This is a genomic window from Rahnella sp. AA (assembly GCF_002834385.1).
Classification (GTDB): Bacteria; Pseudomonadota; Gammaproteobacteria; order Enterobacterales; family Enterobacteriaceae; genus Rahnella.
Genome location: NZ_PITQ01000023.1, coordinates 1 through 12,073, shown reverse-complemented (window position 1 = coordinate 12,073; position 12,073 = coordinate 1). Strand labels below are relative to the sequence as shown.

10 protein-coding genes and 7 pseudogenes are annotated in these 12,073 nt (G+C 43.8%); 8 read left to right on the top strand and 9 right to left on the bottom strand.

The annotated features are described in order from the left end of the window. Nucleotides 1-179, top strand: a pseudogene (locus tag CWS43_RS26960) (IS110 family transposase); the annotation flags it as partial. Between the two features lie 27 nt (nt 180-206). Here CWS43_RS26960 and CWS43_RS27870 read toward each other — a convergent pair. Together CWS43_RS27870 and CWS43_RS27715 are read right to left on the bottom strand one after the other, a co-directional pair. Further along, nucleotides 207-314, bottom strand: a pseudogene (locus CWS43_RS27870) (hypothetical protein); the annotation flags it as partial. A gap of 34 nt (nt 315-348) precedes the next feature. Further along, complete coding sequence (locus tag CWS43_RS27715; protein WP_255414179.1) at nt 349-480, bottom strand: hypothetical protein; 132 nt, start codon at nt 478-480, stop codon at nt 349-351. A gap of 734 nt (nt 481-1,214) precedes the next feature. Here CWS43_RS27715 and CWS43_RS26955 point away from each other — a divergent pair. Together CWS43_RS26955 and CWS43_RS26950 are read left to right on the top strand one after the other, a co-directional pair. After that, nucleotides 1,215-1,820, top strand: a pseudogene (locus CWS43_RS26955) (IS110-like element IS5708 family transposase); the annotation flags it as partial. 431 nt (nt 1,821-2,251) lie between these two features. Then, nucleotides 2,252-2,413, top strand: a pseudogene (locus tag CWS43_RS26950) (IS6 family transposase); the annotation flags it as partial. Nucleotides 2,414-2,420: 7 nt separating this feature from the next. On the opposite strand, the gene CWS43_RS26945 reads toward CWS43_RS26950, so the two are convergent. After that, nucleotides 2,421-3,532, bottom strand: a protein-coding gene (locus tag CWS43_RS26945; RefSeq protein WP_157825447.1) for an IS3 family transposase whose coding sequence is annotated in 2 segments (ribosomal slippage) — nt 2,421-3,271 and nt 3,271-3,532 — 1,113 coding nt in all. Because the reading frame shifts where the segments join, the coding sequence is not laid out codon by codon here. Nucleotides 3,533-3,603: 71 nt separating this feature from the next. On the opposite strand from CWS43_RS26945, the pseudogene CWS43_RS26935 reads away from it, so the two are divergent. Next, nucleotides 3,604-4,106: pseudogene (locus tag CWS43_RS26935) on the top strand (IS6 family transposase); the annotation flags it as partial. Nucleotides 4,107-4,291: 185 nt separating this feature from the next. Here CWS43_RS26935 and CWS43_RS26930 read toward each other — a convergent pair. The 3 genes from CWS43_RS26930 to CWS43_RS26920 are packed head-to-tail and all read right to left on the bottom strand — an operon-like array spanning nt 4,292 to nt 7,118. Next, a complete protein-coding gene (locus CWS43_RS26930; RefSeq protein WP_101080187.1) occupies nt 4,292-5,377 on the bottom strand; it encodes an SMEK domain-containing protein in 1,086 nt (361 codons plus the stop codon). A gap of 29 nt (nt 5,378-5,406) precedes the next feature. After that, nucleotides 5,407-6,720 carry a type II toxin-antitoxin system HipA family toxin gene (locus tag CWS43_RS26925; RefSeq protein ID WP_198555940.1) on the bottom strand — a complete coding sequence of 438 codons (1,314 nt, stop codon included), beginning with the start codon at nt 6,718-6,720 and terminating at the stop codon, nt 5,407-5,409. After that, nucleotides 6,720-7,118 (bottom strand): helix-turn-helix transcriptional regulator, encoded by a 399-nt coding sequence (locus CWS43_RS26920; protein WP_101080185.1) that lies wholly within the window; start codon nt 7,116-7,118, stop codon nt 6,720-6,722. The genes CWS43_RS26925 and CWS43_RS26920 overlap by 1 nt, the downstream gene beginning before the upstream one ends. Before the next feature lie 873 nt (nt 7,119-7,991). Here CWS43_RS26920 and CWS43_RS26915 point away from each other — a divergent pair. Beyond that, the gene (locus tag CWS43_RS26915) at nt 7,992-8,555 is read left to right on the top strand and encodes a DUF2726 domain-containing protein (protein ID WP_101080184.1); all 564 of its coding nucleotides are present in this window, start codon (nt 7,992-7,994) and stop codon (nt 8,553-8,555) included. Nucleotides 8,556-8,925: 370 nt separating this feature from the next. Here CWS43_RS26915 and CWS43_RS27345 read toward each other — a convergent pair. Next, nucleotides 8,926-9,016: pseudogene (locus CWS43_RS27345) on the bottom strand (transposase); the annotation flags it as partial. Between the two features lie 144 nt (nt 9,017-9,160). On the opposite strand from CWS43_RS27345, the pseudogene CWS43_RS27660 reads away from it, so the two are divergent. Further along, a pseudogene (locus CWS43_RS27660) lies at nt 9,161-9,253 on the top strand (hypothetical protein); the annotation flags it as partial. A 74-nt stretch (nt 9,254-9,327) separates the two neighbouring features. On the opposite strand, the gene CWS43_RS26910 reads toward CWS43_RS27660, so the two are convergent. Both CWS43_RS26910 and CWS43_RS26905 read right to left on the bottom strand, forming a co-directional pair. Continuing rightward, a complete protein-coding gene (locus CWS43_RS26910) occupies nt 9,328-10,359 on the bottom strand; it encodes a tyrosine-type recombinase/integrase (protein WP_101080183.1) in 1,032 nt (343 codons plus the stop codon). 399 nt (nt 10,360-10,758) lie between these two features. Beyond that, nucleotides 10,759-11,085: a putative quinol monooxygenase gene (locus tag CWS43_RS26905; protein ID WP_101080182.1), complete on the bottom strand. Its 327-nt coding sequence runs from the start codon at nt 11,083-11,085 to the stop codon at nt 10,759-10,761. Nucleotides 11,086-11,293: 208 nt separating this feature from the next. On the opposite strand from CWS43_RS26905, the gene CWS43_RS26900 reads away from it, so the two are divergent. Both CWS43_RS26900 and CWS43_RS26895 read left to right on the top strand, forming a co-directional pair. Then, nucleotides 11,294-11,515, top strand: coding sequence for a type II toxin-antitoxin system Phd/YefM family antitoxin (locus CWS43_RS26900; RefSeq protein ID WP_037035656.1), 222 nt, complete (start codon nt 11,294-11,296; stop codon nt 11,513-11,515). Further along, on the top strand, nt 11,512-11,883 hold the full coding sequence (locus CWS43_RS26895; RefSeq protein WP_101080181.1) for a type II toxin-antitoxin system death-on-curing family toxin: 372 nt from the start codon (nt 11,512-11,514) through the stop codon (nt 11,881-11,883). The genes CWS43_RS26900 and CWS43_RS26895 overlap by 4 nt, the downstream gene beginning before the upstream one ends. Nucleotides 11,884-12,073 lie beyond the last annotated feature (190 nt).

The window sequence follows — 12,073 nt, the reverse complement described above, 5'->3', positions numbered from 1 at the left end:
CCAGACTTTATTATCAGGGACTGCGAGAAAAAGGAAAATCTCACCAGTCTGCAATCCGGGCTCTTGCCTTCAAATGGATAAGGATCATTTATCGCTGCTGGAAGACCAGAACCCAGTACGATGAAGCGAGGTATTTGCTGGCTCTCGAAGCGCGACACTCGCCCTTACTGAAGCCATAAAAAGCTTGTCGAATGTCTCAGGGCGTGAAGCCGACGCACCTCTTCAGTCAAGGCCGCTTTACCCTTCTTCTGCTTGTTGTGTTCGAATATCAGGCCAAGGATGTAGTCCAGATTAATTTCCTGTGACTTCAGCAAGTGACAAAAAACCCGCGCGAGGCGGGCTTTTTTGTCACTTGCTGCTGGAACCAACACTAAGACTAAGTTCTGTAATGTGCAGGTTCCAACCGCCTTGCCCCATGGCAAACATTGAACTGGCTATGCTTACGATGAGGATCACTGCAAAGAAGATTTCTTTCTTCATTTGGCAGCCTTTAATAATCTGGGCAAACCACCCTGTATTATCGTGTATCAGGTACAAGCAAGAGGATGTGATACATCTTGTATGCGCTGACGTATATTCCAGAGCTTATTCAAACCGCCGCTACAGTAGATGAATAAGGCGCTGGAACTAACCGGATCATAGATGTGGTGATTTTTTTTTACAACCATACAATATGTAGATTGTCTAAAAATGCTTATTGCAAATTTAACAAAGCCCGCAGGATGCAGGGTGAGGAGGGGAAACTTTTTTCTATAAATTTCTTTTCGAGCCTTTTTAGAGGCTTTTTTTGGCCGCTTTCCTTATCAAATTTGATAAAAACACCCCTTTACTTATATTAGCGCACATGGTGAAATGCCCCGGTGATACATCTTGTGTGCGTTTCTAACCTCGCTTAGAAATCACATCTGAAGGACTGGCCGCTAACCGGTTTCTTCATTAAGTTTAAGAAAACCGTCTTTTTAGGCGGTTTTTTTATGCCTAATGTTCACAAATCCCTCATTAAATTTTCTTCATTTCGGGGTTTGACGTCCAGCGATGTAAAAAACCACGCTAAGGGGTGTCAGAAATCGATTTTGATAAAATCAAGTCACCAAACGATCAAAAAACTATAATTGAAAACGATTTTTCGGCCTAAGTTTGCAGTCTTATAAGTCACTATATTTCAAACTGTTAGTCACTTGGAGTGTTTTTTTGCAAGATTGGCCCTCAAACCCCATAACCGTCTTCGGGGCCTGATATCTGAATTCGGGGTTATTGCCCCACAAAGCACTGATGCTCTGCGTCATGTTGTTTCTGACCAGAAGGAAACTCTGCCAGTACAGGTTAGGCTGTGCATTGATGATCTATTGGCACATGTCACTAATATTGAAGAGAAAATCGCCGAATATGACAGGGTATTATCTCGTGTGGCCAAAACAGATCATCGCAGCCAGCAGTTAATGGAACTGAAAGGTGTTGGGCCCACCACAGCGAGTGCGCTGGTCGCCAGTATTGGCAATGCCCATGATTTTAAGAACGGGCGCCAACTGGCAGCCTGGTTGGGGCTAACGCCATCACAATACAGTAGTGGCGGAAAATCAAAGCTTGGCAGGATAACAAAAGCGGGTGATGCCTATCTGCGAACCCTACTGGTCCAGGGAGCCCGTTCTGTAATGGTAGGGGCAGAGAATAGAACGGACTCGTTTAGCCGTTGGGTCTGCTCGTTGATTGGTAGGCGGGGATACTGGCGTGCTGTCGTTGCAATCGCCGCCAAGAATGCGAGGTTGTGCTGGGCATCATTACATTACGGCGATGACTTCAGACTGTATTCAACAACGTGAAAAATTAAACTGAGTAGTAACTGAACTGTAACTCGTTGATGGTAAAGGGTTAGACCCCCGTGAGAAGTATCTGCATATCCTACTGGATATTACTATCCGATTAACGAAGGAGGATCTCACGAGCGTCTTTCATCAGGGTCCGAATCACTAGCGATTCAGCGTGACCGTTTATAGTAGCGCAGTCTTATCCCTTGCCTTTCATTGATGAACAGACAGAAATTAAAAACCGGCGTTGACTGTTCGGGGAAGCCCTTATAGTAGGATATTTTCCGTTTTCCAAGCGGACCCCTATTATTACGCATTAGATATTCCCCAATAGGGGAGCTGTCCTTCCAGGCGCGGACAGAGGCGCGACCCCGTACAGAAAGGCACTGTTGCAAAGATCCGGCAGCTGATAGGCTCTGGTGATGAATTCGTCAGAGGGACCTGTCATGAACCTTTTCAAAGGCCGGCATTTTACCCGCGATGTCATCCTGTGGGCGGTACGCTGGTACTGTAAATATGGGATCAGCTATCGTGAGCTACAGGAGATGCTGGCTGAACGCGGTGTGAACGTTGATCACACCACAATTTACCGGTGGGTCTGTAAGTATCCCAGCTTTAGTTCCAGGCACTTTTTGAGATTTCCGGTTTCTCAGCCATCAGCCGGTACTCTTCCGGCGTCAGGTTTTTAAGGGATTCATGAGGACGCTCACTGTTGTACTCATTCAGCCAGCGCTCCGTTATTTCTCGTACTTCATTCAGTGTTCTGAACAGGTAAAAATCCAGTATTTCTGTCCGGTATGTTCGGTTAAACCGTTCTATAAACGCGTTCTGTGTTGGCTTACCCGGCTTGATAAATTCCAGCATCACTCCATGGTCTTCAGCCCATTGCGCCAGCGCCAGTGATATTAGTTCCGGCCCATTATCCATCCGCATCTTCAGCGGATATCCACGGTTTGCTACTATTCTGTCCAGCACCCGGACGACACGCTGCGCTGGGATATTCAGGTCAATTTCTATCGCCAGAGCTTCACGGTTAAAATCATCGACAACATTGAAAGTCCGAAAACGTCGGCCACATGTCAGCGCGTTGTGCATAAAATCAATTGACCAACTTTGGTTGAGTGCTTCCGGCGTTGCCAGCGGAGCCGGATTGCGCACCGGCAGGCGTTGTTTACCCTTACGACGAAAATTCAGTTTGAGAAGACAGTAAATCCGGTAGACACGTTTGTGGTTCCAGACGTGCCCCTGCCTGCGAAGTACCTGAAAAAGCTTCTTAAAACCGTAGCGGGGATAGCGCTCAGCGACCTCGGTCAGCCTCTGGATCACCGCTTCATCACGTCGCGTATCCGGTTGATAACGAAACACCGTCCTGCTTAGCGATAACGTCCTGCATGCCTGGCGTATGCTCATCGTAAATTGCGTGGTCAGATAGTTGACGAGCTCACGCTTTATCGCTGGTTTTAAAGCTTTTTTTCGATGACGTCTTTCAGCGCCCGGCATTCCAAACTCAGATCGGCAAACATTTGCTTCAGACGACGATTCTCGTCCTCAAGGTCTTTGATTTTTTTGATATCAGCGGCTTCCATCCCGCCATATTTTGCTTTCCAGTTGTAATAGCTGGCTTCAGAAATAGCAGCCTCGCGGCACACATCTTTGACGGTCCTGCCAGCCTCGACTGATTTCAGGACGGCGATGATCTGGTGCTCAGTGAATCGGATCTTACGCATAGCGATCTCCTCAGGGGACATAATCAGTATGTCGGAAGATCTCTAAAAATGAATGGGCCGTTTTGGTGGGATACTTACAGGTCCAGCGCTATGCGCCTGAAATGGAAAAGCGCCTGCGCTGGTACTGGCGTAATCCTTCCGGCCTCAGCCCGTGGCACATTGATGAAACGTACGTGAAGGTGAACGGCCGGTGGGCTTATCTTTACCGGGCCGTCGACAGTCGGGGCCGGACCCTTAATTTTTATCTCTCACCCCGCAGAAACAGTAAAGCGGCGTACCGTTTTCTGAGGAAATCCTCAACAACGTGAAGCGCTGGCAGATCCCCCGGTATATCAATACGGATAGGGCCCCGACATACGGTCGTGCGCTGTCGCTGCTGAAACAGGAAGGGAAATGCCCACAAGACGTTGTACAGCGGCAGATTAAATACCGGAATAACGTCATCGAATGCGACCATGTTAAGCTGAAACGGATAATCAGCGCCACTCTGGGGTTTAAAACGATGAAAACGGCTTACGCCACGATAAAGGGGATTGAGGTGATGCGCGCACTGCGCAAAGGGCAGGCAGAATAGTTTTATTTCGGTCATCCGCTGGGCGAGATGCGTCTGGTGAGCAGAGTTTTTGAAATGTAAGGCTATTTCACCGGGAAGATGACTAGACCGTCCTTATATTTGCAACAGTGCCTAACATCTCTCCCTCCTTGCTTTTAGAACTTTATTTTTAATCTTCCATGGGTTTCTTTAACCTTTAATAGTTATTAAACCATGATTTCACCATCAGAAAGCAGACTAAAATCACTATTCAAAATCGCCAGCATAAACTCTTCTATTGAATGATATTTTTCATAGAATTTAATTAAGGCCATATATAAATTCATTTCAGGTTCAAAGCATTTGTAGTTAAGAATTATTTTTTCTAACATCATTAAATAAGATTCTCCATTTTCTTCATACCATCCTGCTGGTTCTTCCTGAGTATCTAAAAGTTCGTTTATCTCCAAGTCGGAAATATAGCCATCCATTATATAACTATTTTGGATTCTTATATTAAGACGGCCATAAAGCTTGTCTTTATCGACTTCCATCTTGTCATTTAATCCTTGTGGGTATGGGATTTCTCTTAATATCCCTTCCAGCGCCTCTCGGGATTCTATTCTGCAATCTCGAAGCTTATCTCTAAATCTTGTTAAAATCCCATGAACCTTAATGTACCCCTCATTTATATCATTAGGATACCACATCGATATATTTAAACTATCACAGAATAAGGTCATATCATTTGGAATGGATACTGGGGTTTTTCTTTTAAAAATGCTATCTACTTCATGATCTTGCTTTTCATTTTGGAAGTATTTTTTATACTCTTCTTTAATTAAATCAAGACACTCTTGTTGCTCTTTTATTTCAAGTTTTCTGATAGCATCGATGATGCTGCTAAGGTTTAAGTGTATGATTGATAAACCGTCAACAGGTATTGACTTTCTTTTGGGGGAATCTACACTTAAAATAAAAAACCAGAGGCTCGTGTATTTACTGGTTATATTTTTATTTTTTTTGATTTTTGTTAATGTGTGGGTTATTTTTTCACTTTTTTTGGTTGCGGTCATTTGCAAACCGACTAAGTTTGTATCATCACCGTAATCATATCCAGGAAAATTAGGGCTTTCATCATTCAGATCAACGAATTTTTTGTCAAAAACTTTGTTTATGACTCTAAGCAGGGATTGCTCTTGAATTTTAGATAAGTCATTTAATCCTTTTCTTGTAGAGAGGCTAATTTGATTGCTTAGTACACTAATAAATGATATTAAATCCTGAGTGATGCGTAATCTTTCGGGTTCCATTTCCACTCCTAAAAGTGCTTTAATTATTTTTATAAGTCTTCACCCAGATATAATCTATGGGTGCTTTTTATTTTCTCAATAGTGTATTCATCTACACCAGCTTTAGAAGCGAATATTTCCCATGAAGAAACCGAGTCGTAAACTTCTTGAATTATTTTTTTTATTTCTTTATTTGATAGCCCTTGGATTTTTTTTCCCACTTCGAGTAGATCATTAAGTTCCAAATCATCCCGCTTTCCATTTATCGACATTTGGTGGGAACTGACCCATTCACTATCTTTTTTATAGGCCCATGAAACGTCGTAGGCTGGTGATAAGAACCATTCACCATCAGTGTCCATCAGGAACCCTACGTTTTTTGTATGGTCATCCTGATTACGGGCAATTACGTTAAATACCATCCTGCGAAAGAATTCAATTGCATCATCACGGGAAACGTTTAGTTGACGCATGACTATCAGAGCGAGTTCATAGCTGTAGGCACCAGGCATGTTGAAATCCGCACTGTCTAATGCACATAGCGTTGCCATATGAATTTTCTCACCTTCATCAGTCCGGTCAAATCTCTTCGTCATAAAGTGTGCTCGCCCCCCCTCCTCAAGGAGTCGGCATTCAGTCATTTCTATCTTCGCTTCCAGCGCCATTAAATGGTAGGCGTATTCAATACGGCCATAGCCCAGTGTGTCTGCAAGGTCAGCTGAATTCTTCTGCACATCAAACTTTAACAACCAGTAGCTAAAGCCTTGAGGAGCCTTCACCTGACCAGACCGGATTTCATTTTCCTCGTTTATGGCAATGACCGCTTTGGCTCTCGCACCGCCCGCGCTGGTACCAACCTGAATGAGACGCTTAAGTGCCTCATCTTCCAGAGAAGGATCGTTTGCTTCGATACGATCCTTCATAGCTTCCCGGCTTTGCAGCACCTGCTCTGCAAATTTAACTAATGCATCAAGTTGGATTTTTTCAGTTGTGTTCGATGTTGTCTCAATTGCTGGTCGATATTCTAGTGCTCCCATACCACGATTATTTTGATATAAGAGACGCTCTACGGGGGTAAATGAGGCTCTATTGCGGCCGCTACGTGCCAGCCATGCATCCATCAATGTGCTACCATACGCATCAGGTAGAGAGTCAGCAAAAATAGGCGGCAGCTTTTTGAATGTATCAACGGGCAAAGCTGGGAAGCTGTAAACCCTGTTTTTATTCAGAGGCATATTTATAGGACAAATTTCTAATCCACTCTCGACAAACCCCGGATCAAATTCAAATTGGCCAACCTTTAAATTGTCATCCCAGTTAAGAACTCCAACGAACATGTCCCATAAGTACACCTGTGCAATCATCACCAACTCCCTCTTCCTGAGTCTCTTTTACGTTGTATCAGCCGCTTAGCGGGCGTGATAGGTTTGCCTGAAGGGTTAGATACCCTGACGTTTTGCGTTTTGGTCTCACTTGAAGCTCTTATCCTGCGCGCAGCTCCGATTTTTGCCAGAAGTAATGGACTTACAGGGATTTCCTCAACAAGTGAATTGAGTCGCTCTGTTTCACCTAATACTTTAAGTACTGCGATCAGGTTGATGAGCGTTCCCCGCCCTTTAACAAGATTACGGTAAGTCTCACGCGAGATCCCTACCGCTTCGGCTAACTGTTCCTGCCCGATGTTATGCTTTAACCTTAGGCTTTCTATCCGCCCTCCAATCTCTTCAGCGATAACATCGTTACTTGTAGAAGTCAGGCGCATTTTGTCTCCTTGCAACACACGTTAATGCCTTTAATTTTAGGCATTATGGCGACAATCGTTAGTCAATGCCTAAAATTATAGGTTTTATTTTCTTCAATAGCAATGTAAAAAAAACCAGGCATAAACTAAAAATAAAGGCTTTGCGCCTAAATAACTAGGCGTTAAGTATGAGTTCCACTTCCAAAATTTTCATGTTGTATTTTAAATTTAACGCCTAAATAAATAGGCTTTAAACTCAAAAGAGATGATAGCGCCTGATAAATTAGGCGTAAATTTCTAATTTTCAAGTGCTACCCTTGCAGAAACCTTATCTGAAGCAAAATCATAGTTCCTTGCCGGACTACAGCTGACAATCCTTTGTCCGGATTTACACTCGTTCTGCAACTAAGAAATTCTGACAACCCTTTTTAACTCCGATAGGCTCTTTTTAGGACGTTTGCGATGAAGAGTGTTAATGCTAATTGTGGCAGCGAGAGTTTGCTGTAAACGCTCAGGAGGTTTTTCATCTGTAACTAGTTCCTGCCCGACCGCCGTTTAAGCAGCAACCTTTCAGGCGCACTGAAGCCAGACGGTCGCAGACGAAAGAAAGAACCCGGGGCAACACTCACAGCAACGAAGAACCCAGTAGTTACAGCATTAGAACTAAAGCCTTGAACGACTTACCGGCCCTTCGGGCCGGGTGGCGGCGGCTGGTCAGTAGGGCCAACCGGGGGGCTGGCACGTCAGCCAGAAAAGCCAGCCCCTGTTTTAAAAGCAAAAACTACCGTTTATACTAACCATGTCCCGAGAAACCACTTTGCGTAATATGCATGTATTATATATGGCGGATATATATAATAATTCAGTTACCTATAACAGTAGAGGGCAAGCATAATGGCTTTTAATCCCCAAAAAAATGGCCAAGATATTGCTATATCATTGACGCCATCTTCAGCGGCAGAGTGGGAAGAATACGAAAACCTTTATAGTGATTTACCGACCAAACTGGTTGAAACATTACCGACAAAGAGAACGAATTTTTTGTCTAAAATAGAACGGAATTTTTTAGATGCGCTTGCTAAGAAATTTATTAATTATCATATATTTAGCCAGGTTCAGCTTATCCGATTGGTTGATATAGATAAATCTAAAATCCCCCAGTTTAAAATAGATTTCCCTACTTTCTTTCAAGGAGAGTCGGAAGAGCATGCCCTTTTCAATTTAATAAGTTTGCTCAGCGTTGATTTTGTCATTGCAAATAAAACTGGCTATCCTCGTTGCGTAATCGAGGTTGATGGGGAAGAACACAAAAAATTTTATTCCGCAATGAAAGATAAATTCAAAAACAAGGCTTTAGAGAATGCAGGCATTCCAATTCTTCGCATAACCAATGAAGATGTTTGTGATAATGTGAAGTTAAACTCTTTCTTGGAGGTAGTTAGATTAAATTATTTATAACACATGATTAATAGTTTGCGGGCAACGAATCATACAGACCGCCGCAGGGCGGTTTTTTACGTATATTTTACTTTAATCTTCAATGAGCGGAGTGAAATTGGAAATGGGGTTTGAAGTCCAGTGATGTAAAAAACCACGCTAAGCAGTATCAGGAATCGATTTTGATACGATCCAGTCTCAAAATTACCAAAACACGATATTTGGAACCGATTTTTTGGCCCATATATACAGTCTAAAAACTTATTATATTCCAGACTGTTAGTTCCTTAATGTGGTTTTGCGCACGAGTGGCCCTCGAACCCCGATAACAGGCATTAAAAAGCGGGGGACGTTAATCCCCCGCGCAGACCGCACCGGTCTTTAGCTGAAGGGACATTCCGCCGTATTTCTTACGCCACATATCGAACGTGGGATCAGAAATGCCCAGCTTACGGCAGGACATCCGGCACGGATGTCCCCAGCTCGGCCTGCTTGAGGGCAAAGACCGGTGAATCGTGATTTCTTCATCGGCACCACATCCGTTCAGAGGAGTGATTATCATGCCGGAATTTTGTTTCTGAATGGAAGAGGATTTTGGGTCAGAGTCAGACCTCACACCCCACCACCTGCTCTACTACTTCCTGCCGTTGTTGCTGGCAATGGTATGTTATTTACTACTGGAGGGCCGGGCTAAGAACGAGAAGGCATTGGCCAGATGAACCTAAACCATTGCGAGTACAAAAAAGGTAATAATTAATGTTTATTAAGTATGAATTATTAATGTCTGGAATCTTTATTTATTACTCCTTTCCATCAGATCTACCATAGCCCCTTCATGAGCCTGAAGATTACGGATATAACGCATTAATGTTTCAGGCTTTTTCCAAGTTCCTTCCTGCATAATCTGAGCGACAGCATAACCACGCCCAGCCATATCCTGCGCAGCTCCTACGCGGGCGCTGTGACCAGTCCAGGCTGAGTAACGCCCTTTGTTTGGAATGATGGTTTCACCTGCGCTAATAGTATGCCAAGCCTGTGCAAAGATAGATTCAATCGCAGGCGTGCTCAGCGGACGGGTGACCGAAAGAGTTGCACTCCCAGATCGGTGCACCGGACAAAAGAGGAGGGCGTCAGGTTCTGAATTGATACCAGACACCGACAGCCACTCAGTTAGCCGGCGGGAGGACTGAAAACTTAGGGACTTGATCAGACCACCAGTTTGGACAATTGTTTTGGTGTAACTCACATTAAGTATGATCCTGCCATCTGTTGCCCTGGAGATATCGCGAACGCGGAGACGGGCTAATTCACTGATACGCAGCAGCGTACTGTAAGCTACGTGCAGAAATGCTAAATCACGTTTATGGCGAAGCGATGTTGAGTCAGACCAGAGCGCATCAAGCTCAAGCAGATTTTCAAGCCGAAAGGGTACGGCCTGGCCAGTACGTTCACCCGTGACAACTGCGACACGATTTATTTTCTTAACAGCCCGGAAAACCAGCGGTGAAGAATTAGGAGGAGTCAGGCCAGCATTACGGTGTAACATCGAAATCAATGAGCCATGCGTCGCAATCGTTGAAGAGGCCCGGCCATTATCCTGCAGCCAGTTCAGGTAATCGCGAAGGTCAGCCGGAAGCATAGGCAAAAACGAACGCCCATTCTCTGCCGACCATTTATGGCAAATACGCATCACGCTCATTAGTTGTCGCCACGTATTGGGAGAAAAAGCCTCCTTATCCTGAACAAATTCCTTAAGCCTGGCCAGAACATTCTCTTCAGCCTGGATAGCCGGTAACGCCTGGTGGATTGGTGTTAATTTGCCCATATATAGCTTAAAAAGCACACTCCCGGTCACTGACAATGCTACGTGGATTCTGAGAAAAATGCAGGGGATTGACCTTGCAGATTTCACGTAGCGTAACCTGTACGATCTGCGGTGAAAATTCATCTGCACCTGAACTACTGGATAGATTACCAGCTCATATAGAAGAAGGCTAACTTTATATAAGTCCCATTATATAAAGTTATACAGTTCTGTTGAAGACTGCGGTGGGTTCTTGTACAGGGGATGAGAATTATAGATGGTGAAAGAAATATTGGATATACATCAAAGGAACAAAAGACTTGGTGAGTTAACCGCAGGGTTTAAACACTGAATGATGCATTCTGAATAAATAAGATTTGCGAAAGGGTTATTTCGATTCCCTCCCGCGTTGCATGATTATTATAGCTTATATAGCTTAGTCAGACGCTGAACGTTAATGATTTCCAGTTTACCGCTCAAGATATCGAGAAAATCATCGTGGTAGGACATTGCTACGTGTTTTTTCAGATCTTCTTCAGTCTTCCAGCGTTCAATAAAGACGAATGACACTTTACCTTTATTTTCGAGGTTACGCACATCGGGTACAGCATGGCTTTCATGCAGATCATATTGCAGGCAGCCTTCTTCAAGATGAGTTGGAGAAACCATTGCCAGTGCGGCATCTCTTATAGTTTCGATAAATTCAGGTAAAGGGGTCAGTGTTGCAACAATTTTCACTTCGCTCATAGGGATCCTTTAGTTTCCAGTTATTTGTTCTGGATTTATATAATCCAGGTGCGAATTATTCAGGGTAGTTGGGAATTGGTCATTATGCCAACCAATATTAGATCTAGCGTGTTATCCAATAGCCCCAGTGGGGGTGTTGAAAAAAAAACTGATGGAGTGTACATTATGCTGTACATGTGGGTTGTACACTTCAATGAGGCATAAGACTATGCAAGCTATAAATTTTACGACTGCCCGGAATGAACTGGCTTCAGTTCTTGATAGCGTTTCTAGCGGTGAGCCTATAATTATCACACGTCGATCGGCAAAGCCCGTTGTTGTTATTGATGCTGAGCAATATGAAAAAATGCTGAAAATTCAGGCTGAATCGGATTTCGATTGGTTGTTTAGTGAACATGGCAAGACGCTTGAGGCTCTTAAAAACCGATGATTTATTTTCTTTCAAGCAAAGACATCATTGGCATTCATGACCGAATGATTTCTGCTTACGGAGGCCTTTCCGGCTATGCTGACCCAGGTCGGATAGAAAGTATGGCAACACGAATTCTGAACCGCCACATGTATGAAGGCGAGGATGATATATACGTTCTAGCTGCTGCATATCTTCTTGCTATAGCGCGGGGGCATTGTTTCAATGATGCAAATAAGAGAACCGCATTTGCCTCATCTGCTTTATTCCTGCGCCGTAATGGCATTCTTGTCCGGTTTTCTCCAAGTCATGAAGAGTTGACTGTCTCAGCCGCACAGGGGAACCTGAATGTGTGGAATATCGCTGAAGTCCTAAAACAGTCAACCTGAAAAAATAGTATTCTCATTTCATCCCGCATAATTTAACATAATTAACGTTAAGCGCACCAAGTTTGTTAGTGCAAAGCGATAATGTCGTGTTTTAGCAAAGTTAAAATGTCGTACTCCGGTTAGCCTGTTCTTATTCAGGCAGCCAGGAGTATCACTATTATGTTGGTCACCATGAGCCAGAAAGAACTCG

Bases quoted from the DNA above. Each gene is read 5' to 3' on its own strand.
- CWS43_RS27715 (WP_255414179.1), bottom strand. From the start codon at position 480: ATGAAGAAAGAAATCTTCTTTGCAGTGATCCTCATCGTAAGCATAGCC.
- CWS43_RS26930 (WP_101080187.1), bottom strand. From the start codon at position 5,377: ATGGAACCCGAAAGATTACGCATCACTCAGGATTTAATATCATTTATT.
- CWS43_RS26925 (WP_198555940.1), bottom strand. From the start codon at position 6,720: ATGATTGCACAGGTGTACTTATGGGACATGTTCGTTGGAGTTCTTAAC.
- CWS43_RS26920 (WP_101080185.1), bottom strand. From the start codon at position 7,118: ATGCGCCTGACTTCTACAAGTAACGATGTTATCGCTGAAGAGATTGGA.
- CWS43_RS26915 (WP_101080184.1), top strand. From the start codon at position 7,992: ATGGCTTTTAATCCCCAAAAAAATGGCCAAGATATTGCTATATCATTG.
- CWS43_RS26910 (WP_101080183.1), bottom strand. From the start codon at position 10,359: ATGGGCAAATTAACACCAATCCACCAGGCGTTACCGGCTATCCAGGCT.
- CWS43_RS26905 (WP_101080182.1), bottom strand. From the start codon at position 11,085: ATGAGCGAAGTGAAAATTGTTGCAACACTGACCCCTTTACCTGAATTT.
- CWS43_RS26900 (WP_037035656.1), top strand. From the start codon at position 11,294: ATGCAAGCTATAAATTTTACGACTGCCCGGAATGAACTGGCTTCAGTT.
- CWS43_RS26895 (WP_101080181.1), top strand. From the start codon at position 11,512: ATGATTTATTTTCTTTCAAGCAAAGACATCATTGGCATTCATGACCGA.